Raw genomic sequence first — 21,901 nt, 5'->3', positions numbered from 1 at the left:
AGGGGGTCAGATAAGTTGAATCCAGTCACCCTGGACGATCGCGATCGCGCCACCGGGAAGAGGATCGGTTTGAGAACGATTGGGTGCATTTAACAAAGGAATGATCTTTTCAATGTGCTCAAAGCCAGGAGCGCAAGGAAGCAACGACTGGAGAAACCGTCGAATAACCCGTCGTTGGAGGGCGAGGGGGGCTTGACGCACAAGCACCCGATTCAGTCTGAGCTGGTTTTGATGAAGCGACTGCTGTAGTAGTTGATTGGCTTCGCTTTCCAGATAATCGACCTCAGCCTGCAGCAGCTCAGCAGTTTGGGCGAGGGTTTGCTCGGCTTGAGGGTTGAAGTGGGTGCAGAGGTAGGGCAACAGCTCTCGGCGGATACGGTTGCGGGCATACTTCAAATCCTGATTGGATGGGTCATGCCAAAATTCCAGCCCCATCTCCTGACAAAATTGGGCTGTCTCGGCACGGGTAACACCAAGGAGGGGACGGATGAGAAACACTCCAGCGGCCAGAGGACGTTTCCAGGTGAGGGCTTGCAGCCCATCGGCACCGCTGCCACGCACCAGGTTGTAGAGTAGAGTTTCGGCGCGATCGCTGGCTGTGTGCCCGGTCACAATACAGGCAAGATGATATTGTTGCGCCATCTGAGCCAAAGCCTGATAGCGCCACTCCCGCGCCCCGGCTTCGGTCTTATCTATCCGTTCCGCAGTTTTCAGGTAGAATGGCAATTTCCAGGCATCAGCCAGGTTCTGGACAAAATCCGCATTGCCAGTATCTGGCTGCCAGCGATGGTCACAGTGAGCGACTGCCAGGTGCCAGTTCCATTTAGGCTGCAAATCCACTAACAATCGAAGCAGGCATAGAGAATCCTGCCCCCCCGAAACAGCCACCAAAATCCGTTGTCCCACTTCCAGAAGTTGCCGCTGTTTGAGAGTGCGATGCAGATGAGCGTGTAAAAGTGTCCAGGATGGAACATCACTCATTCATAGCAGAGGTTAGTTGTTGGTTGTTAGTCATGGGAGGGGGTGAGGGAGGGTCAGAGTGGATGGGTAGGGACAGTGCCTGCGGCCTGCCCTGATTGGAGAGGCTAGTTGTAAGAGGAGTAGAAGATTTGAAGGGTAATTGGGCTATTCAAAGTCACTGTTATCTCTGTAGGCATTATCATATCGGGGTTCCGTTTTTTCAGGACGGTAGACATCTTCGTAGCGGAGATCGGGGAGTTCGCTGGGGCGGCGTTCCTTCCGACGGCTATCCAGTAGTTTGGGAGTTGGGTCCTGATCTGGGCAAAACTCCAGGCGAATGCGGACTTTACCTCGTTGCCAGCCTTTAGTGCCAAATCTGAGTGCTTCACACTCCAAACCGTTGCCAAACCAGCCTTCATTAGCGTCGTCCCAGTCTTGTTCGCGATCGCTAATCGCCTGTGCCAGAGCATCAATAAACTCACCTACCTTGAAGGTTGGGTTGGTCATCAACACCCGCCCTACACTGACAAACAGCACTTCATCATCATCTAGCGGTTGAAACTGATCATTCATCGGAGGAATTCAACATGAAAAGTTCGAAGTTCAACGAGAAGCCACACAGGTAAAAGGGTGGTAAAAGGGTTAATTTTGCATTCTGACTCAGCTGGCTAGAAAAACCAGCCGTAGCTGTGCAGCCCTTTGCCCAACAAATTCACGCCCAGGTAGCAGACCCAGACGACCAGAAATCCAGCTGCGGCCAGAATTGCCGGACGGCGGCCCTGCCATCCCTTTGTCATCCTGGCATGGAGGTAGGCCGCAAATACTAACCAGGTAATGAGTGCCCACGTTTCTTTGGGGTCCCAACTCCAGTAAGAGCCCCAGGCTTCGTTTGCCCAAACCGCTCCAGCAATGATCCCAATTGTTAACAACGGAAAGCCCAGACCAATGATGCGATAGCTGATGTTATCCAGGGTGTCTGCCAGGGTGAGACGCTGGGGAGAAAGGGGAGTAGTGGAAGAGGCAGAAGTGGGTGGGGAAGCGGGGGGAGCAATCACAGCCGTTGCAACTCCATTGGATGCGATCGCTTCATTAGGAGAAGAGTCTATAGGAGAAGAGTCTATAGAACCATGAACAGCTTCTCCAGCACGGCGTAGCTGGTAGTTTTTGTGGCGGTAAGCACCTGTACCAACTGAACTACCTTTCAATTCAACATTTTGACCACGGGTAACGACCAGAAAGGCAATCGCCAAGAGCGCCCCAACCATCAGCGTGGCATAGCTCAACATCATCACGCTGACATGCATCATCAGCCAGTTAGACTTCAAAGCAGGCACCAGGGGAGCAGATTCCTGCATGTCGTTCGGCAGGGAAAGGGCCGCAAACGCGGTAATTGCCATGGCAACAGGAGCTGTCACCACCCCAACCAGTCGACTGCCGCTCATGTTCTCAGCAACGAAGTGAATGACGGTGACCCCCCAGGCTAGAAAAAAGAGGGATTCGTAAAGGTTACTAATCGGAAAATAGCCAGCTTCCAACCAGCGTGCACTCAGAAGTGCTGCAACACAGAGGTTGGCGATCGCCATCCCAGTGGTACCTAGTATTGCCAGGTAGGGCAGGCGCGGAAATGCTGCCCCTACCCAATACAACAACATCGTGACTAGTAGGACGGCAAACGAAGCGTTGTCTAAAACGTTCTGTAACCGAACCAGATCCATCGTTTCCCCCAGGGTGTAAAAAGTGCGTTCATTAATGCTCTTCCTCTATCCTACGATGGGGAGGGAAGGGGGAGTTTTGAGTTCTAAATAACTGGGCGCATTAAATTAAGGATAATTTAAGGATAATTTCGGGGGTGGAGTGGGTGAAAGCCCATGCCGGGGGCGCAGCCCTTACTCCCCCCTTTACAATTAATTAATTGTGGCTATCGACTTAAGTTGTGAGTTCAAGGGATTGAGTTCAAGGCGACGGGCTAGCAGCGGGTGGAAACTCTAAGGCTGGGTTTATCTGATCATTAAGACGGCTGCTGGAAGCTGAAGGAATTTTAGGGCTGGGAAGCGGTTTGACGTTGCCAGCTTTTTGAAGTTGCACAAAGACGTCGTACCGGGTACTGCGTTCATCACTAATTGCGGCTGTAATACCAATGGCGCGAATCGCCGCTACCAGATCCCGATTGCCAGGGGGCAGTTGCAACAGAGGTAAATTTTTGGCATTCACGGCGCGATCTACATTCACAAAGAAATGGCCGTTGTTGGGGTTTGGCTCTGAAGGCACCGCTGTTTGGAAGGGTTGACTATCTCCTAGAGATGCACTGGGTTTCGGTACCATCGTACTGGTAATGGGAGCCCCCAGAGTTAGAAAGACAACGTTTCCATCCAACCAGCCGTGGGTGATGCTGGGCCCTCCTGCTGGGAGTATCCAGTTTGTCACTGGCAGATCGCCGACTTTGGTCTCTTCAATTTTGAACTTATACTTGCTGGCCATCACTTCATCCAGTCGCTTGAGGGCGGTTTCGGCAGCACGGCGATCGCTCGACTGTACCATAAACACCAACCCAAACGGCAGCGTTGGGGTCCCTCCTTCTGGGGCGGCCACCAGTGCCAGCGAAAACTCGCCTGCCATCCAGGAAAGCAAGTCCTGGTCTAAATCCATGCCGACCGTAGACTTCAACCCATCCCGTAAGCCTTTTGGATTAATGGGAGAAACCGGGTTGGCGGTTGCGCCCTGGCTGTAGTCCTGCCAGAACTGCTTCAAATTGCCACCTGATACCATGATGATGGTATCTGCTGGTAGACGGCTGGGCATTGTTTTGGCGGTATTTCTCACCTCATATCGGCGCTGGCTATCGGGTTTGAGCCAGGAAATGCTTTTGAACCGAACCCCTTCCGACTCCAGAACAGCGGTGGCGGCTAACCCCTGTACTTGCTGCACCTGAGCCAGGCTTTGAGGGGAAACGGACTTGCCAGAGCTAGCGGAGGTAGATGCAGCAGCGGCTGGAAGGTTAATAAATAGTTTGCCAAAGGGCTGAGTGACTTGAATTTTGCCTAAAGCCTGGGAGTAGCCAGGTGTGGCCGCCAGAGCAGGTTCTCCCTTGTAGGTATCGATCGCCCGATCCATTGCTTTCGGGTCGTTGGCTACTACCATCAGCTTGTTATCCAGAATGGTTGCCGAATAATTTTGGGGAGTTACTCCCTGGGTTTCGCGAATCTGAAACCCTTTATAAACGCGATTAGCCACTTTGCCGGTCTGAGGCTTAAATTTATCTAATGTCTGCTTTGCCCTGGCAGCATCCTGCACGGGTAGTACTAGCAGGATTGCTTGCTGGGCTCTGGGGACAGGGGGGAGAGGATTGGAGCCGCTGGGAGGTAGGCTTGCATGGGGAGACAGGAATGCAACGGTGGCTTCTTTTCCAATCCAGGGTTGAATGTCTCGTTCGTAGTCAAATCCGTTGGCGGTAAGGATGCGATCGCGGACATTGGCCAGATTTTGATCTAGAGCAGCCTGGCTCTGAGCCGTGCCAAATTCTCGTAATTTCCGCCACTGCCCTGGATCGGTTGCCACTGAAATCGCCATCAATGCATCCTGAGGAACAACTTCAGCTCCCACTGGCATTTCGCCCGGACCCGCGCCCCGCTGCGTCAATATCCAATAGGCTGCACCGCCTCCTGCTGCTAATACGGCCACAGTTCCAAAGGTCAACAACAGGGAAGGCTTCTTCGTCTTTTTAATCATGAGGACAGGGCTTTCTTAACTCAACATTGGGCAATGCCCCTGCCACTCTAGCAAACCTGGAGGCGATCGCGATAGCAATCAACCATAGTTTGCAATCGCTGTGAGCTCCTTAACTGTCAGTTGCTTTCGATTAGCGATCTCGCTGCCTTAACCAGGCAACCAGGTCCTCTGTCCGGGAAAAATCCAATAACGCTTCTCCTAGAGACTCTAATTCTTCCAGGGACAATGTTTGAATCTGCTCCTGTAAATTAGTCTCTAAATTGCCCAATCGTCGGGTTAATAACCGCAGAACAAGGGATAAGGCTTACAGAGTTTGTCCTTGCTGGAGTCCTTGCTGGAGCCCCTCTTGTAATCCCTGTTGCAAAATGTCCTGATAAATTACAGACTCTCGCATCGCTTCCTCCCGAAACAACTGACGCCTTAGAGCTTTCTCGAAACGCAATCCTGCCAGGATTTCTGCACAACTTGCCAGATTAACCCGCTGTCTGCTGTCGTCAATTCTAGCGATTCTCGCAGCAACTTCCCTTAATAGGGTAGGTGGTGAGTCACTTTGAGCCAGAGTTGCAAATGGCAACAGAGAAGGGGTTGTCAGAAAAGTAGAAGGCTCCTGTTCCCATAGGCGAATGACCCGGTAGTAATGACAGGTAGTACGATCTTTGTACTCCTGAATCTGGACGATATTTGAACTGGTTGCTTTCAGGAACAGAATAACTTGCTCAACATCGCAGTTGTACTGGCGCTTCAGACGAACTGAATAATCCAGCATCCTAAAGGGGGAGTGGGGGAGTGGATTCGGGTAATGTTTGAAATTCCAGGTGGAGAATCTGATGATTGGCCTTTAGAAATGTCACTGAATCTGCTCGAATCGGTTCCTGGTTCAACTCAGTTTTCAACGGTTGAATATTCTCTATATCAGAGCCTAATAGCCAGCGAACAAATTCAAGCGGGTACTGCTCAGCCAGGAATTTACAGATATTGTCATAGCTCATGAAAAGTTATGGAGTAGTGATAGTCATACCGATAACGTTGGTATTTCTTAAGCTGTAGACATCCTTTGATAAAGGGTATCTCGTTGCTGGTAAGGTCGTCCGATGGAGACGATCGCTCCCTGCAAATCCGCCACTTCCATACACGTTCCCCCCTGAGCCCCTGCCATGGTGGTAATATGTTCTTCCATCAACGTGCCGCCGATGTCATTGCAACCCCAGGTAAGAGCTTCAGTGGCTCCTGCTAACCCCAGCTTGACCCAACTGGGTTGGTGATTCGGAATCCAGTTTCCCAGGTAAATACGGGCAACGGCGGTGAGGAGGAGCGCATCGGAGAGAACGGGTTGATCTCGTCCGACCCGGCGACGTAATGGTTTGGGGGCTTCCTGCCCAACAAAGGGAAGCAGGATGAATTCGGTGATTCCTGGATATCCTTTTTCCAGGGAGGATTGCTGGAGCGATCGCAATTTCTCCAGATGCTGGATTTGCTGTTCTGGCGTTTCAATATGTCCAGAAAGCATAGTGCTGGTTGTGTGAAGTCCTTGCTGATGGGCCGTGCTCACAATTTCGAGCCAGGTTGTGGTGTTGATCTTTTCGGGGCACAAAACCTTACGTACCTCGTCATCCAGTACTTCCGCGGCAGTGCCGGGCATAGAATCAACTCCAGCATCCCGCAGATTAGCAATAACCTTGGCATAGCTTAATCCATCTTCTCTGGCGATGAATTGCACTTCCTGGGGTGAAAAGGCATGGAGATGTAAGTTGGGAAACTGATTTTTAATACCTCTGACAATTTGCAGGTAGTAGTCGAGCGATCGCCCATTCAGTTTCGCCTTGGGGTTCAACCCACCCTGCATACAGATTTCAGTTGCACCCCGCCGAACAGCATCTGTTGCTTTCTCTAAAATTTGCTCCAGGTCAAGCCAGTAAGCACCTTCCCCCCCCTCGTCACGTCGGAAGGCACAGAAGCTACAGTGCTGCTCACAGATGTTGGTGAAGTTGATGTTGCGGTTGATGACATAGGTAACGATATCGCCTGCCTGCCGCCGCCTGAGCTGATCGGCAACCTGGCGAATTTGGTCGATAGTATTAGCCTGTCGGCCAGAATGTATTGTCTTGCTTAGTTCCTTCACAAAGGTGTTTGAGCCAGAGTGGGAGGCTTGGAACTTTTGCTTCAATAGAAACACTCCCTCCTCTGGAGCTAAATCATGACCCTCCAGGGCACGTTCTAAAATCGCTTCGGCAGTCGTAATCTTCACAGGTATAGCTCTCGCAGGTGTATTAGGACATTGGAATTAGAGAGGGAGCGGGGGCTTCGCCCCCAGCCAGGAGTTCCACCCCCGCATCCCGTCCTGTAACCATAATGACTATCGCTATGTATTAATAAACTATTAATAAACTCAATATTAATAAACTATTAATAAACTCAGAATTCCTTCCCATTGTGACGGTTATCCGAACCTTGCTACCCTATGCAAGGATTGATTGGTATCAAATGATGCAGCGTGAAAAGCGATCGCAGACAAAGAGGAGGGATAAAAGAGGAGATAGCTGCTTCTGAGTAGCAACCATGACTAACGTCGATATAGTCGATATACTAAAACTCCCCAAAACCTGTGGGGCTTTGGGGAATTGATGGGTACTGAAGGATGATTTTGGCTAGTTTAGTCAGCGGCTCCTTCGCCGCCCCGGCTAGCGCCCTCCTGATCACCCTCCGCATCTTCCATCCGGTTACCACCATCATACCGCCTTCTACCCATGCGACCTGTGTTCGACTTCTTGCGGAACTTGCGTGCGTATGCTTGATTGCGGAGAGCCTTTTCCTTTTTCTGATTACGGCGTTTAGCCATGTTTACCCCTTATAAGTAACAGTGTGAGAAGCGGGAAAACCATCCCAGATGCCAGCCCAGTTTGGGGCTTACGACAAAGCATCTCAATATCAGCAACCGAGAAAATCACTTTAACACAGTTCGTAAGGTGATCTAGAGACCAGATTGGGTGAATTTACTCCTCACACTTAACCAATCTTGCAGCCAGTTCTAAGGCCTCCTCGACCGTCGCAATTTTTCCCTCTGCCCGAGCGAGCTGAATCGCTGCTAAAAGTTGACCAATGCGGGGCCCGGCAGGGAGATGGAGGGTAGACATTAAATCCTGTCCAGTTAAGAATGGAACGGGATGGGCAACGGGATCGTTCGGGGTCAGAAAACGATGGATGAGGGGAGCGATCGCCTCCAGGGAAATACCATGGGCAATTGCCAACACTGCCACCGCCGGAAATACCGCCCCCACTCCTTGAAAAAACTCGTATTGCTCCCGTAAGGACAGGGTGAAGGAGCGGGAAGTCGATGATTCCTGACCAGTCAAGAAAGGATCAATAGCCGCGGCAGAACAGAGCCTGGGTAGAAATTTAAGGATAGTGCTGACTGCCTGAATTTCGTTGCGGCTGTATTTTAAGCGGCGGAGCTGGGCTTCTGCTTCAGAGGGTTCTGAAGGCAGCAAACAAGCGAGTTTTGCTGTAGACAACCCCGTGCGAATGGATGCCGATGGTGAACTCGCAGAAGCTTCTGACAGCGGGGACGAATCAGAAGTCGACAGGTTTGCTGCACGAACTCCCCTGGGCATACTGCGAATTCGGTTGTTCAGCTCTTTCGAAAATTCAGGCAGGGTTTCTTGGAGCCTGACATACGTCCGGTCGATCGCTGCAATCAGCTCCATACTCTGTCCACTAGCATCTGGAAACCAGGCTTTCAATAGGCCATCCTGCCAGGCAGCCGTCAGCCAGAAGGTGCCCTTAGAAGTCCCCAAAAGGTAATTGATTTCTGACTGAACCCGTTCGGCTGCAATTTGTTGCAGCAGGGGGGCAAGTTGCTGAATGGCAGAGCGGGTCTCTGTTTCGACCGCAAACCCAAGCTGAGCTGCCTGCCGAAATGCCCGCAGCAGGCGCAGGGGATCTTCTTCCAGGTTTTCTGGAGAAACCATGCGCAACAAGCGTTTTTGCAGGTCAGCGTAACCGTGTAGTGGATCGATTAGCTGGTCAGTGTGAGGGTTGTAGGCGATCGCATTGACCGTAAAGTCTCTCCGCTTCAGGTCTGCTTCCAGGGTCGGTCCCACCTGCTGGGCAAAGTCGGCAGTGCCCTGCTCAAAGACGACACGGGCAATTTGACGTTCTGCATCCAGCAAAACGTAACCAGCCTTGTGATGGCGGGCGATCGCCTGTGCAGTTTCTACTGCCCCTTCTGGCAGAACAAAATCCAGATCTAGATATTCACCCTGTCGTCCCAACAGGGCATCCCGCACAGTTCCTCCCACCAGGTATGCCGAGTGGGGCAGCCACTCAAGGCTAAAGGGCCACGTCCTAGGAGACAGTGCGGAAAACACTTCAGAGAATTTTGGAAGACAATAGGTTTGATTCAATCCAGTCCTTAGTAACGAAAATCTACCTGGCAACTAGTGAAATAATTTGCCCGTCTGAGCTAGAGTAACAGAAAAGCATCTAGATTCCGTAACTTCATGTTCCAGATGCTGAGGGAAAAGGCCATGTGTATTTGCGTTAATTGCCACTATGTTGATCGCTGCACCACTTACCATGCAGTTGAGCATCAGCACCAGCAGCCTCACCTGACCGAAACCCCAGATTTTGAGGCTACTGAACCCACAATTAATGTCAACATCCGCCATAGGGATGAGATTATTGAAATGGAGTGGGATGTGGTTGGCTGCCTTAGCTTCAAACAAGAGATGGGCAAGTGGGCAAAATTGCGACCGGGTGAACTGGTACCAACTTGAGACAGAAGTTATTCCAGAACTTCCTCTAGCTTATGCTGGTTCCAGAGAGTTTGGTACAGCCCAGGCTGTTCAATTAATTCTGCATGCCTGCCAACCTGAGCGATCGCTCCCCGATTCATCACAAAAATACGGTCGGCTGTGGCAGCGGCTGAGAGTTGATGGGAAATGAACACTACGGTTTTTCGGTGTGTGCCTTCAGATAGGTTTTTCAGAATCTGGATTGCGGTTTGATTATCTACGCTAGAAAGCGCATCATCCAGGATCAGAATGGGAGCGTCTATCAGTAGGGCGCGAGCCAGTGCTGTTCGCTGTCGCTGACCGCCAGAAAGAGTAATTCCTCGTTCGCCAACTACAGTTTCATATTGCTGCGGAAAATTTAATATTTCGTCATGAATTTGAGCCTGTTTTGCCGCATTCATTACTCGTGCTTCGTCAGCTCCAGGGTCGCCATAGCGAATGTTGTTTTTGATCGTAGTGCTAAAGAGAAAGCTGTCCTGAGGAACATAGGCGATCGCCCCTCGCAGGTCTTCTAAACGAATCTGGGTAATATCGTGGCCATCAATAAATAGCTGATTGGGAGCAATATCAAGCAGGCGGGGCAGGGCGTTTGCCAGAGTTGATTTGCCAGAGCCAATCGGTCCCACAATGGCAACGGTTTCCTGGGGTTCAATCACAAAACTGGCATGGTTCAGGGCGGGTTGAACAGAGACCTGGCCCGTCCCTGGATAGACAAACGTCAGGTCACGGGCCACTAACTGTCCCCGTACCTGCGATCTCGGCAAGGAAATAGCATCCGGCCTATCCCAGATCTTGGGCTCAACGGTCAGGATTGTTTCAATCCGATCAATGCTTACCTCGCCCCGCTGATAGGCGGTGATGGTGAAACCCAACAATGCCGTCGGAAATGCCAGTTGTCCCACGTAAAGTAGCAGAGCGATAAAATCTCCTACCGTAATGTCGCCTGTTTCCAGCGCTCTTCCCCCAAACCACAGTACGGCCAGCAGGCTTAACCCCGCCAGACCTCGAAGAACCGGAAACAAAACGTTGCGTGTCATAGCCAGATCAAGATTGGCGTCCAGAAGCTGCTGGTTGATCTGCCCAAATGCCTGCCGCTCATTTTCTTCCTGGGCATAAATCTTTACCAGGGCAATCCCACTAATGTCTTCCTGGATGAGTTCGCTGATGTTGGAAAGTTCTTCCTGAACGGCCAGTTGTTGCAGCCGGAGGCGATCGCTAAACAACCTGACCAGCAACAGCATCACTGGATACACTGACAGCGACAGCAGCGTCAACTGCCAATCAATCGACAGCATGATTGGCAATGTTAAACCGTAGGCGAAAATAATATTGGCCAGACTGAGGACCGCAAATCCCAGCAGTCGGCGAATATTATCAACATCACTGGTAGCCCGATTAATTAAATCTCCAACGGTATTGGTCGAAAAATAGGATGGCTCCAGCTTTAGCAGGTGGGTAAAAATCCGCTGCTTTAAATCAAACTCCACCTGACGCCCCACCCCAAATAGCCAAATGCGGGAAAGCATCCGCACTCCCCACATCACAGATGCTAAAGCAATCACTAGCACCACATAGTACAGAATTTGATCGAAGCTAAACGCCACACGCAGCTTGTCAATTCCGTTCCGAATTTCCAGGGGGATGTAAACGCTCAGAACATTGGTAATCAATAGTGCCAGGATACCCAGAGCTGCTTTTTTCCAGTGGGGGCGCAGGTAAGCCCCCAATTTTCGCAGTCGGGATTGAGCCATCGTTCGCAGACCTAATCAATAGAGAAACTCTTCGATCCTAAACGATTACAGAGGAACAATTGGTTTAATCCACCCACGCAGGAAGTAGTAAAAAGCACTGATATATTCATCAATCGCTTGCGTACTCAGGTAGAGAGCATCCGCACTGGGCAGAAAATCAGATGCCTGAAACTGACGTTCCACAACATCAGTTCCGGTGGCAAGTTCTTCTCCAATACTTTCAGGTGGAGGAAGCGTATGAAAATCCGTTGGACGCACCACAATCGTGGCCTCGTCAAAAACTTTGGCAAAGGTGAGCGCAGCCCGATTCATATTCAGGGCACTGGTGACCAGGGTGATCTGTCCCCCATAGTTGATGTTCTGATCTGCCAGCAGCTTCCTCACGTTTTCTGCACTCTGACGAACTGAGCGGCTGTTATGTTCTAACAGAATTCCAGAAGCTGGAATCCGCATGGTATTGGTTAAAAACCTCTGAATATCAGCCGATTCAGAAATATCTTCTCGTCTTTCTCCTTCTTTTTGGCGACGATCAGGACGGGTTGAGGCGCTCACTACGATCAGGGGGTTGTTCGCAGTTTCTTGCTGAAAGAGTTGAGCCGCATAAATCAAACGATTACCCCTCTCAGTAAGCTGAATGGGTTGCCCTGTTAAAATCGGATAGGCTTCTTCGGTAATGGCAATCTTGGGCTTTGGTCTTGGAGATGCGGCTGGAGAAGCTGGAGAAGCTGGGGTTGCTCTTTGACCTGGAGCAGCTCCATCTGCTGGAGGGGATGCCCTTTCCTGAGCTTCTACGGCTCTTGCCCGGCTTTCTTCTGCTCTCCGCTTTAGTTCCGCAGCCCTTTCCTCAATTTCTGCGGCCCGCTTTTTCATCTCATCGATCCGGTTTTGTCCCTCTTCTGCCCGTCGCGTTAAGTCATCAAGTCGGCTCTCGCCTTCTTCGGCTCTCCGCTTCATTTCTTCGGCTGCTCTTTCAAGCTCTTGAGCTCTTTGCTCCAATTCCTGGGCTCTTCCTTCATCTGGAATGGCACCGCCCGGATCTGTCAGGGCAGTAGGAGGTCTGCGGCGAGGCATTCTTCCGGGTCCAGGTGGTGCCTGAGCCAGAAGTATTTCTTCTTCACCCCAATCATCCAAATTGACTTCAGGAGTCGTATTTTGTAAGAACGCGGTTAGTACAAGAACTGGATCTTCTTCAACCTTTTGTAAGGGTAGCCGCGCTAACATTTGAGCCGCTTCCAGGCTAAGCGGCGATGCATTTTGAGGCGGCACAAAGGCATTAGTTGCTGGTGGCCTGAGATAGGAGCGAGTGGTTCCTTGTCCCAGGAGCACGATCACCCGCCGCCCTCCTGCTTCCAGATTGGGTGCGGCTGTAATCAGTTCAATCGCCTCCATCTCCAGTTCTTGAGCCAGATAGTAAGCGACGAAGGGAAAACTACCCAGTGCAAGAATGACCAACCCAATCAGAATGGCTCGGCGGGCAAATGTAGTTAATTTCGTTCCTGACAGCAGAATTGCCAGCAGGACGATCGCTAAACCCAACGGTGTGAAGGGAAAGGAAATGATACGCCAGAGAATTTCTAATACTCCACCATCCCTGGGAGGGCCCGTGACAAACGAAAGCGCCAGGACGACCAGGATCAGCAGCAAAACCAGCAAGCTCAGAAACGCCCTGGGTAGTGCTTTCAGCAGGACAAACCAGGCAACCAGCCCAACCACCAGCCAGAGGAGAACCTGGGTTAGCAGCAGAAAAACATCTGTAAGCAGTAGAATCATGCCAGGATTCCTTATCTGCCTCCTAAATAGGTGTCTTCACACGAGGGGAAGAGCTGGGGTAAAAACCAGGGTTGGTACAGATTGTTTGTGCGAATGCTTCATTCCTCCTGTAAGCATCTGGACAGTCACCATGATGCAACCCAATCTTGAGTTGGCATCATAACTCTCCAGGCAAACTTGCACAATATTCCCTAATCGATAACTTAGAGAATCGCTTCAGGACAGTGCTGGGTAAAAAATAATCAATCTAATCTGTGGGAGGGGTTAGTCGAGCATAACCCGCACGGCTCAACAAGGATAATTTTTTGTTCTATGAAGATCCCTGATAATAACTATGTACTAATCATGCCTGATGGGTTTCAATCTTGCAAGCTGAACTAGGTGCAAAAAGAGTTGAGACTTAGCTTATAGTTCTATCTATACTTCCTGAAACAGGAGTTTTGAGAAGGGAATTATGTCGTTTGAACTCATTCTGGCTGCGATCGTTCTTCTATTTCTGGTTTACTCGGTTGTTACAGAGATAAGCGGCAACAAGAAGTAGCCTCCTGTCAAAGAATTAAGGCATGGCAAAGAATCCGGATGTTGCTGGCCTGGAAAATAGAAGTCAGTTCGTCATAAGCAGTGCTTATTGCCAATGATGAAAGTTAGATTTTCTACCTGGAAGTTAGGAGCCAGGAGCTGGAAACCAGGGCCAGGATTCAAGAGAAACACCTATCACCCCATCACCCATCTACCCCTCGCCCATCCGCCCTCACCCCTTTTAATAGCTAACAACCAACAACTACGCTCTTTACCTTAGGACCAGAGGTACTGTGCTAGATTGAGGAGTTACTCCCAAATTGCGTTGAATGCTGGGAGGAAGCTGTTTGAGTGGAATTGGTGTAAATCCCAGGCGGGTGTAAAACGAAACTGTTGAACGTAAACACGCCAGGTAGAACGGCTTTTTTGCTTTTTGAGCTAAATGGTTGACCAGAAAAGAGCCTATGCCCTGTCCTCGCCATTCGGCAACGACAAACAGATCAAACAAAATGGAATGGGCGGGAAAACGGCATAGCTTAGCGCAGGCGATCGGTAATCCGCTGTACTCAATCACCCAGAAATTAGTCCACTCGTCCTTCAAATTGAACAAAGTTGCGATTCCAACCAGTACCAGCACCAGCAAAAGAACGATCGCCATCTGGAAAAACGCACTGCCTCCCAAAATCACCAACCCTACCACCAGCAGCCCCAAAACAATTACCCCAACCATCATCCGAAGACGAGAATCGACAGGCATGGTCTCCTGTTGTAATTGCATCAGAAATTGACTGAGAATTGGCTTATCTGTAACTCTTGCTGGGCGAAGAATGCATCCGGGTGGCAACAGAGGAGGAACCGCCATAGAAATTCAGAGACTGCAAATGCCACAATCAGATTGAACGACTTAGACAATCAAACATCCACCAGGGCATTAAACTCATTACAAACTGATCCAGAGCATGCCCATCCCTCAATCAAAATCACTCATAAAGTCATGGTTTCAACCTCACTTACCCCTCTGCCTGTTGATACTTCTCGCATTCGCAAGGATATTCAGGAACTTCAGCCTCAAATTGTGAAATGGCGCAGGCATCTCCACCAAAAACCTGAATTGGGTTTCCGTGAGCAATTGACTGCTGCATTTGTATCTCAAAAGCTTCAAGAGTGGGGCATTGAGCATCAAACAGCCATCGCTCAGACAGGGATTGTTGCGGTTATCCAGGGACGGCAACCAGGTCCAGTGCTGGCAATTCGGGCAGATATGGATGCATTACCAATCCAGGAAGAAAATGAAGTTCCCTATCGATCGCAACACGATGGCGTCATGCATGCCTGTGGACACGATGGCCACACAGCGATCGCCCTGGGCACTGCCCGTTATCTTTCCCAGCATCGGGATTCATTTGCGGGCACCGTTAAGCTGATTTTCCAGCCTGCTGAAGAAGGACCGGGTGGTGCAAATCCTATGATCGAAGCAGGTGTGTTAGCGAATCCAGATGTGGATGCCATTATTGGACTGCATCTGTGGAATTTTTTACCGCTGGGTACGGTTGGAGTTCGCAGTGGCCCTCTGATGGCAGCTGTTGACCTATTCAATTGCACGATTTTTGGCAAAGGTGGGCATGGTGCCATTCCCCAACATTCAGTTGATTCCATTGTGGTGGGGGCTCAGGTAGTCAACGCTTTACAGGCGATCGTCGCGCGTAACGTAGACCCGATCGAGTCAGCCGTTGTCACCGTCGGTAAATTCCATGCCGGAACCGCCCATAATGTGATTGCGGCTTCCGCCCAATTAAGCGGGACTGTACGTTACTTTAATCCGGGCTTTGAAGGTTTTTTCCAGGAACGAATGGAGCAAATTATCAGTGGTATTTGCCAGGCCCACGGTGCTCATTATGAATTAGAGTACCGTAGCCTGTATCCCCCTGTAATTAACAACGAAAAAATAGCTGAACTGATTCGCTCCGTCACGGCAACCGTTGTAGAAACCCCTGCTGGGATTGTGCCCCAGTGCCAGACCATGGGCGGAGAAGATATGGCATTTTTCCTGCAAAAAGTGCCTGGTTGCTATTTCTTTTTGGGTTCTGCCAATCTCTCCAGAGGGTTAGTTTACCCTCATCACCATCCCCGCTTCGACTTTGACGAAACCGCTCTGGGCATGGGTGTAGAAATCTTCGCCCGCTGTGTTGAGAAGTTTTGCCGCCCTGGCTAACGGGAGGAAACTACTGTGCAGGAAGCACTGAGCTCCATTGGTGGCGGCAACAGCGCAACCACATGGGGAACTGGACGAGGCGTATAACCCACGAGTGAGTTCCCCTGATAAGCCAGGGATGTACTGGCACCAGAATCCAGCATCACCGCATCCCGAAAACCAGCTTTTGCCAAGGCTTTACCTAAATCAACTGAGCCAATAGGTTCAACCGAAACCCCAACGACTGGTTGTCCCTGCTGATTAATGCCCCAAAAGGCCCGGTGTCTCGGCTCATTAAAATCAAAAAGCTTCCCAAACCGCGCAGGAGGTTGGGGCTGTCCATTTTCAACCAGGAACGCCGCTGCCACAAAAGCGTCGGTTACGTCTGGCATTTCTGCCTGGACGCCTTCCAACGTATTGTGCTTCAAATTATTAAACGGAACAAATTTGACCGCATTTGGACTGATCAGAACCAGCGGACGATTGTTAATGAGAGGAATTTCCCCTTTTCTACCGGGGATGAACCGACCATGAACTTGACTCAAAACTGGGCCCAGCATTTCGTTAGAGTCAAGCAGTTCCAGGGAGAAGAAGCCACCATCAACGGCTGCGATCGCCCCTGTCCCTGATTTCGCCAGAATCTCTGGTACCTGATACCGGCTATCAGCATGAATGGTAATTGGCTTCCCCCCTGAAATAAAGATAAATGGGGTGTTGTCAATAGCCGTTTCTACCTTTTGCACAGGTGATAAAAAATCAAATCCTGGGTTCCAGGCTTGCAACCTGGGGCCACCCCAGGCGATGTCTACCATCTCTGTCAGACGAGATTGACCAATGCGCCCAATGGCTAGCAAACTTTCCGATTGCCCCGCCAACTGCTCATTAGCATCATTCATTGTGAGTGCAGCAGTATAGCCTGCAGCCTGCACCGCCTGGGCAACTTGAGCATTATATTTTCCCTCTGGATAGGTAAAGTAGCGGATGGGAACTCCCAACGTGGCTTCTAGAATCTGCTTCGACTCCTTCAATTCTTTCTCGACTTCAACTGGAGACAAATCAGGCATCAGCCGATGACTGAGACTGTGGGAGACGATCGTCACTAGAGGATCAGCAGCCATCTCTCGCAGTTGCTCCCATGTCACGCCGGGACGTCCCAGGCGCTTGTCAATCTTGTCTGTGTAGATTGAAAAGACTGCTGGGTAGTTGTACTTCTTCAACAGTGGGTAAACATAGGTATAGTGCCCAGCATAACCATCATCAAAGGTCAGTAGAATGGGCTTTTCAGGCAGTGGTAGCCCCGTTCGCAGATGAATTACCAGTTGATCCATGCTGATTGGCGTCAGCCCCTTTTCCTGAATCAGCTTGAGATGCGCCTCAAATTCTTCTGGGGTGACATCAAAAAATACTTCTTTTTGCGGCAGGATATCGTGATACATCATCACAGGCACCCTCGCCTGCCGGGCCTGCGCATTGATTTCAGGAAAAGGGCTGGCATTGAGATAAGCCAGTAATTGAGGGCCTACCTGCTCAATTAGCGTACCGATACCAATCGCGGGCTGGTCTGCCCAGGTAGCGGTTTGAGTCAAATTACTCACCAGCTGAGCTAGTCTCGATGTTGAAGCAGGTAACGCCTGGTTGCAGTTGATCGCAGACGTTGGCATCGGCGCTCCTTCAGGATGGGCGATCGCAGTCTTCACCTTAAACATGAATAACCCATTTAACATGGGTAACAGAGCTGCCAGCCCTCCCATTACTAGAAACCAAAATCGAAACCGAAATCCAGATTTAAAGAAACTTCCCGGTTGGCGCTCACACCACAAAGGCATAGGGATTAAAAAAATAAAAATTCCTTGTTAGATCTACCCCATTTTCAGCACTTTGTCAGGTTTTTTAAGATACTCGTTTGCCAAATCCCAAAATAGTATAGCGGCAGTCATTGTGGTTAGGACGGGGTGCAGGGGTAGAACCCCTGGCTGGGAGCGAAGCCCCTACTCCCTCTCTAATTCCAATGTCCTAATGCACTCGCGTAGAGCTATAAGTAACTGAACAAAATTCAGTTGAAATAGATTCGGGGGTAGAGGGGGTGTCCCCCGCCTGGGGGCTTCGCCCCCATTCCCCCTTCTTACAATGAATTAAGTAGAGCTAATTAAGTGGAGCCGACAGGTGTTTCTCCTGACTCCTGGTTCCTTATTTTCTTTTTCCAAAAATAAAAGCCTCCAGTGGAGGCTGCTTAAATGATGGTGATTTGACTCTCCACAATTTCCGCTTCGACAATTTGTGCGGGCTGTGCGTCAAAGTGTGCGGTGTCCTGTGCGTCCTGTGCAAAATCCTGTGCAGGATCGTGCGTGTCCGTGCAGAGATTTGCACCCAAACCGTTCAATTGCTTGTCCATAAGATGTGTTTCAACGTTTTGACATTGTTCAAACCCTTGAAAATCAAGGGTTCTGACTGTGCAGAAAGGTGCGTAAACCGTGCGCGTAGCCTGTGCGCCTTCCGTGCGAAAACTGCGCGGTACTGCACAAAAAGCTGTGCAAAACTGTGCAGATGTACTAAAAAATAAGCCCCCCATTTCTGGGAGGCAAGCATTTCACTGTAAGCTATACAGTGAATAATTCCATTGATTTACTTTTCTAAATTACTACCGTCTTGCAACTTTTCCAGCACCAGGTCCAGCATGTCAGTCCTGGTGGAAACCCCTTCCAGCATTTCTCGAATGATGTCGGCATAGGCCAGGGTAACTTCATACTGCTCCGGCATCTTTTCGAACTCCAGCCCCTTGCCCCAGCGTTGAATGGTGTTCTCCCGGACCCGCAACACCTTAGAGAGTAGGACTACACAGCGCTCTCGATAGCCCCGTGTCTGCTCGTCCTCGTCCGTTGATTTGAACCACCGACGACAAAACTCTCGTGCCTTCATTTGCTGGTCTAGAACCTCATAGGGTGAAATCCTGACCCTATTGTTCCAGGTTCCTGTCCGCATTGGATTCTTGCCACAAAACATCTGGTTCTATTTTGCAGTTAATCTCTGGTTTCGTTACCGTGATTCTGTGGTAAAGCGGCTATCCTGTGAGACAGCACAATACATCCCAGGACAATGGACCCTACCACCACCACCATTGACTCCCTCCCCGTCTCTGCCTTACCCGATCGCTACGGCGTAGCCCGTTCCCAGGTCTACAACCGCATCAACGCCCTGGGCATCACCACCACCAAGCGCAGCAACAAAGCCTATGTCGATGCTGACCAACTCCAGCTCCTCGATGCCATCCACACCCTGATCACCGAGCAGGGCAATACTCTGGAGGAAGCCGCCGCCACCCTGCAACAGGACAGTCCTGTGAGACCGTCCCGCGAGACGATAGGACAGCTCACCAGACAGGACGTTTCCCCCCTGCAAGACAGTCCTGTAGGACAGTCCTATGACACCGCAGGACATCTGCTCTATTTGCTGAGCACCTTACAGCAGGGGGCACCACCCAACCCCCTGGAACGCTTTGAGCAACTACAGGCCATAGCGGATCACGGCTGGCAACCCAGCACCTCAGAGCTGGCAGATATTCTCGGGCTGAAGTCTCTCAGTGGGCAGCAGTTTGAGCGCTACGGCTTTCGGTTTACCAGGGCTGGGAAGAATGGCCAGCAGTCGGCATGGAGAGTAGAAAAGCTGTGAGAAGCGCTACCATCTCGACAGTGTGTATCTTTCCAAAACTCCCCTGACCGTCTTCGGTTGGGGTTTTATTTTGGAGGAGCGATTACTGTCCTCCCCCTGGGCATTCTGAAAGCATCAAGGTTCCTGCAAGCGACACAGCCCCCGCATTGGTGGGGGCATTTTTACGAACTGTATCGTTAGAGCATCTGCCGTCTTACCTGGGAAGCATAGGCATGGTGCTAATGCACTCCTGAAAAGTGCCTCCCCTTGCCATCGGTAAGAGGGGGTTTTTGTTGATCCAGCTTGTTCTGGGGGAAAGCTAACGATATCTGTCCTGTGTCTTGTCTGCCGTGTCCAGTAACAGCAAAAGGGGGTCATATGGCTCGAATGGTTCCTGAGTCCTGTCCTGCCAAGGCCAGCAAGGGGAGAAAAGCGACTCTTCGATATTCTCCAGCGATCGCTACCGGATAGCTTCATCGTCTGGTACGAACCCCAGGTGAATAACCTCTACCCCGATTTCATCGTCCTGGGGCCGGACTTCGGGCTGCTGGTGCTGGAGGTGAAGGGCTGGTATGCCGGAGACATTGAACGGGCAAATCACCAGTTCTTTGATATCCGCCGGAAACGACGCGATTTCACCAAGGTTGAAACCTATCAATCCCCACTGCGCCAGGGCCAGGGCTACGTCAATGGCCTTATGGATCGGCTGCTGGGCTATCCCATCCTCTGCAATCCCGATGGCAACTACCAGGGGCGGTTGTCCTTCCCCGTCGGCGTCGGTGCCATCATGTCCAACCTCACTGAAGCCCAGGCGCGAGAAAAGGGCTTGTACTGCCTCCTGGAAAAGCCTGCCGTGGCCTACCGAGATGAGCTGGTCGAGTGGCCCCAGTGTCGCCCTGAACTGGTCATCCAGCGGCTCAAGGCCATGTTCAAGGTGGATTTCAGCTTCCCCCCCCTCACCGCTGACCAGATCAGCACCATTCGCGGCATCATCCATCCCGAGATAGCGATCAAAGAAGTCCCGGCCACCCAACTCAGCATCCCCGTGTGGGAAGAAGACACCCCAGACACCCCAGCTCCCCCCGATGGCTCCACGGTGCTGCTGAGCCTGGATGTCGAGCAAGAGCGGCTGGCCCGAACGATGGGCAGTGGCCACCGCATCTTCTACGGGGTCGCTGGCTCTGGCAAAACAGTGATCCTGTTGTCGCGGGCAAAGGCGATCGCCAATCGCCTGCTCGAACATCGTGTCCTGATCCTCTGCTTCAACATCACCCTGGCCGCCCACCTGCGCTCCACCCTCCACAATGACAGCCGCAATCCTCACTACCAGTCACGCATTACCGTCCTACACTTCCACGATTGGGCCAAGACCATCCTCGGCAGCTTGCCCCACAGTCAGGAATTCAAAGACGACGAAGAATACAACGCCTTCCTCGGCCAAAGGCTAATCGAACGCCTCAGCCAAACTCCCACAGAGCACAAATGGGATTCCATCCTGGTCGATGAGGCCCACACCTTCTCCCCCAGTTGGTTCCTCTGCTGCGTGGCTGCCCTCAAAGACCCCCAGAACGGCGATCTGATGATCGTCAGCGACGGTAGCCAGAGCCTTTACAAACGCCAGCACTTTACCTGGAAGTCCGTAGGCATCCAGGCCCAGGGCCGCTCCAAACGCCTCAGCCAGAACTACCGCAACACCCATGAGATCATGTCTGCGGCCTGGTCGGTGGTGCAGTCCGTGGGCAATGACAGCGACGATGTGACCTTCCCCGCCGTCCGCCCCGATGTCGCCCTCCGACATGGCAAGAAACCTGTCCTCCACCTGGCCCGAACCAAAGAGGATGCCGTTGAAGCATTAGTGGACCAGGTGCGATCGCTCTGCGAGTCGGGCTATTCCCCCGACGATATTGCCATCCTGTACCGCTGGAAGTCTCGCCAGGATGAGCCACAGTTTCACCATCTCCTCACCCGCCTCGATGACCTGGGCATGATTCCCTACTGGATCACCGAGAGTAGCCAGAAGAAACGTTCTTACAACAGTCAAGCCCCCGGCATTCGCATCGTCACTGCCCTGTCTTCCTTGGGTCTGGAGTTCAAGGTAGTCCTGCTGCTGTGGCTGGAACAGTTTGCCGATTGTTGTTATGCCGATCCTGAAGTTGCGGCCCTGTCCCGCCGTCAGCTTTACGTTGCCATGACCAGGGCACAGGACGAGCTGCACTTATTCGTAGGCAAGTACGCCCGATTGGTCAATGAACTGGAGCATGGCGGCACCGTGGATGTCCGCAAGCTTTAGCCCGCTTTGCAGTACAACCGATAAACCAGTCAACCTCTTAAGCAGTCCGTTCCCTCTTCTCCATTTGCAACAGTGGAATGAATGCAAAGATGACTTGCCCAACCAAACCAAGAGCCTTGGGAAGGGATTGATAAGCTGCAAAATGCCCTTGTACCGTGCTGCCCAATAGCCAAAGCGATAAAGCCAACTCAGCCGCCATCAGAAGCCCAAATGCGCTTAGCCCCATAACCAGACGGGGCCACCATTGAGATGGCACATT

General features: G+C 51.3%; 20 protein-coding genes and 1 pseudogene. 4 read left to right on the top strand and 17 right to left on the bottom strand.

Annotated elements, in window-relative coordinates:
• Positions 1–6 precede the first annotated feature (6 nt).
• The 10 genes and pseudogenes from tilS to P4D80_RS19890 all read right to left on the bottom strand — a co-directional run bounded on the left by tilS (position 7) and on the right by P4D80_RS19890 (position 8,981).
• Positions 7–981, bottom strand: a complete 975-nt coding sequence (gene tilS / locus P4D80_RS19935; protein ID WP_421655762.1) for a tRNA lysidine(34) synthetase TilS — start codon at positions 979–981, stop codon at positions 7–9.
• 144 nt (positions 982–1,125) lie between these two features.
• Positions 1,126–1,533: a KGK domain-containing protein gene (locus P4D80_RS19930; RefSeq protein WP_421655761.1), complete on the bottom strand. Its 408-nt coding sequence runs from the start codon at positions 1,531–1,533 to the stop codon at positions 1,126–1,128.
• A gap of 95 nt (positions 1,534–1,628) precedes the next feature.
• Positions 1,629–2,675 carry a c-type cytochrome biogenesis protein CcsB gene (ccsB, locus tag P4D80_RS19925; protein WP_421655760.1) on the bottom strand — a complete coding sequence of 349 codons (1,047 nt, stop codon included), beginning with the start codon at positions 2,673–2,675 and terminating at the stop codon, positions 1,629–1,631.
• A 238-nt stretch (positions 2,676–2,913) separates the two neighbouring features.
• Positions 2,914–4,686, bottom strand: a complete 1,773-nt coding sequence (locus P4D80_RS19920; RefSeq protein ID WP_421655758.1) for a DUF3352 domain-containing protein — start codon at positions 4,684–4,686, stop codon at positions 2,914–2,916.
• Positions 4,687–4,816: 130 nt separating this feature from the next.
• Positions 4,817–4,978 (bottom strand): annotated as a pseudogene (locus P4D80_RS19915) (DUF4351 domain-containing protein); the annotation flags it as partial.
• A gap of 12 nt (positions 4,979–4,990) precedes the next feature.
• Entirely contained in the window at positions 4,991–5,452 is a 462-nt protein-coding gene (locus P4D80_RS19910) for a hypothetical protein (RefSeq protein WP_421655757.1), read from the bottom strand.
• Between the two features lies 1 nt (position 5,453).
• Positions 5,454–5,675 carry a hypothetical protein gene (locus P4D80_RS19905; RefSeq protein ID WP_421655756.1) on the bottom strand — a complete coding sequence of 74 codons (222 nt, stop codon included), beginning with the start codon at positions 5,673–5,675 and terminating at the stop codon, positions 5,454–5,456.
• Positions 5,676–5,722: 47 nt separating this feature from the next.
• Positions 5,723–6,931, bottom strand: a complete 1,209-nt coding sequence (gene cofH / locus P4D80_RS19900; RefSeq protein ID WP_421655755.1) for a 7,8-didemethyl-8-hydroxy-5-deazariboflavin synthase subunit CofH — start codon at positions 6,929–6,931, stop codon at positions 5,723–5,725.
• Between the two features lie 405 nt (positions 6,932–7,336).
• A complete protein-coding gene (locus P4D80_RS19895) occupies positions 7,337–7,522 on the bottom strand; it encodes a hypothetical protein (RefSeq protein ID WP_421655754.1) in 186 nt (61 codons plus the stop codon).
• Between the two features lie 154 nt (positions 7,523–7,676).
• Positions 7,677–8,981 carry a CCA tRNA nucleotidyltransferase gene (locus tag P4D80_RS19890; protein ID WP_421655752.1) on the bottom strand — a complete coding sequence of 435 codons (1,305 nt, stop codon included), beginning with the start codon at positions 8,979–8,981 and terminating at the stop codon, positions 7,677–7,679.
• A gap of 228 nt (positions 8,982–9,209) precedes the next feature.
• Here P4D80_RS19890 and P4D80_RS19885 point away from each other — a divergent pair, with 228 nt between their 5' ends.
• Positions 9,210–9,458, top strand: coding sequence for a Ycf34 family protein (locus P4D80_RS19885; RefSeq protein WP_421655751.1), 249 nt, complete (start codon positions 9,210–9,212; stop codon positions 9,456–9,458).
• 8 nt (positions 9,459–9,466) lie between these two features.
• Here the strand turns inward: P4D80_RS19885 and P4D80_RS19880 are convergent, their stop codons facing one another.
• The 3 genes from P4D80_RS19880 to P4D80_RS19870 all read right to left on the bottom strand — a co-directional run bounded on the left by P4D80_RS19880 (position 9,467) and on the right by P4D80_RS19870 (position 14,378).
• On the bottom strand, positions 9,467–11,227 hold the full coding sequence (locus P4D80_RS19880) for an ABC transporter ATP-binding protein (protein ID WP_421655750.1): 1,761 nt from the start codon (positions 11,225–11,227) through the stop codon (positions 9,467–9,469).
• Between the two features lie 45 nt (positions 11,228–11,272).
• Positions 11,273–12,997 carry an ElyC/SanA/YdcF family protein gene (locus tag P4D80_RS19875; RefSeq protein ID WP_421655749.1) on the bottom strand — a complete coding sequence of 575 codons (1,725 nt, stop codon included), beginning with the start codon at positions 12,995–12,997 and terminating at the stop codon, positions 11,273–11,275.
• 790 nt (positions 12,998–13,787) lie between these two features.
• On the bottom strand, positions 13,788–14,378 hold the full coding sequence (locus P4D80_RS19870) for a GNAT family N-acetyltransferase (protein ID WP_421655748.1): 591 nt from the start codon (positions 14,376–14,378) through the stop codon (positions 13,788–13,790).
• A gap of 132 nt (positions 14,379–14,510) precedes the next feature.
• On the opposite strand from P4D80_RS19870, the gene P4D80_RS19865 reads away from it, so the two are divergent.
• Complete coding sequence (locus tag P4D80_RS19865; RefSeq protein WP_421655747.1) at positions 14,511–15,728, top strand: M20 metallopeptidase family protein; 1,218 nt, start codon at positions 14,511–14,513, stop codon at positions 15,726–15,728.
• On the opposite strand, the gene P4D80_RS19860 is transcribed toward P4D80_RS19865, so the two are convergent.
• From P4D80_RS19860 to P4D80_RS19850, 3 genes are all read right to left on the bottom strand, one after another.
• Positions 15,725–17,533, bottom strand: a complete 1,809-nt coding sequence (locus P4D80_RS19860; RefSeq protein ID WP_421655746.1) for a polysaccharide deacetylase family protein — start codon at positions 17,531–17,533, stop codon at positions 15,725–15,727. The two genes, P4D80_RS19865 and P4D80_RS19860, sit on opposite strands and share 4 nt — an antisense overlap.
• A gap of 404 nt (positions 17,534–17,937) precedes the next feature.
• Positions 17,938–18,099 (bottom strand): hypothetical protein, encoded by a 162-nt coding sequence (locus P4D80_RS19855; protein WP_421655745.1) that lies wholly within the window; start codon positions 18,097–18,099, stop codon positions 17,938–17,940.
• Positions 18,100–18,329: 230 nt separating this feature from the next.
• A complete protein-coding gene (locus P4D80_RS19850; protein WP_421655744.1) occupies positions 18,330–18,686 on the bottom strand; it encodes a hypothetical protein in 357 nt (118 codons plus the stop codon).
• A 114-nt stretch (positions 18,687–18,800) separates the two neighbouring features.
• Here P4D80_RS19850 and P4D80_RS19845 point away from each other — a divergent pair, with 114 nt between their 5' ends.
• Both P4D80_RS19845 and P4D80_RS19840 read left to right on the top strand, forming a co-directional pair.
• The gene (locus P4D80_RS19845; protein ID WP_421655743.1) at positions 18,801–19,373 is read left to right on the top strand and encodes a hypothetical protein; all 573 of its coding nucleotides are present in this window, start codon (positions 18,801–18,803) and stop codon (positions 19,371–19,373) included.
• A gap of 355 nt (positions 19,374–19,728) precedes the next feature.
• Entirely contained in the window at positions 19,729–21,642 is a 1,914-nt protein-coding gene (locus tag P4D80_RS19840; protein ID WP_421659572.1) for a 3'-5' exonuclease, read from the top strand.
• A gap of 37 nt (positions 21,643–21,679) precedes the next feature.
• Here the strand turns inward: P4D80_RS19840 and P4D80_RS19835 are convergent, their stop codons facing one another.
• Positions 21,680–21,898, bottom strand: coding sequence for a hypothetical protein (locus tag P4D80_RS19835; protein WP_421655742.1), 219 nt, complete (start codon positions 21,896–21,898; stop codon positions 21,680–21,682).
• Positions 21,899–21,901 lie beyond the last annotated feature (3 nt).

This window comes from Leptothermofonsia sp. ETS-13, assembly GCF_049200465.1.
Lineage (GTDB): Bacteria > Cyanobacteriota > Cyanobacteriia > Leptolyngbyales > Leptolyngbyaceae > Leptothermofonsia.
Note: the sequence above shows the minus strand (reverse complement) of the source record. Positions and strands in the feature narration are given on the sequence as shown.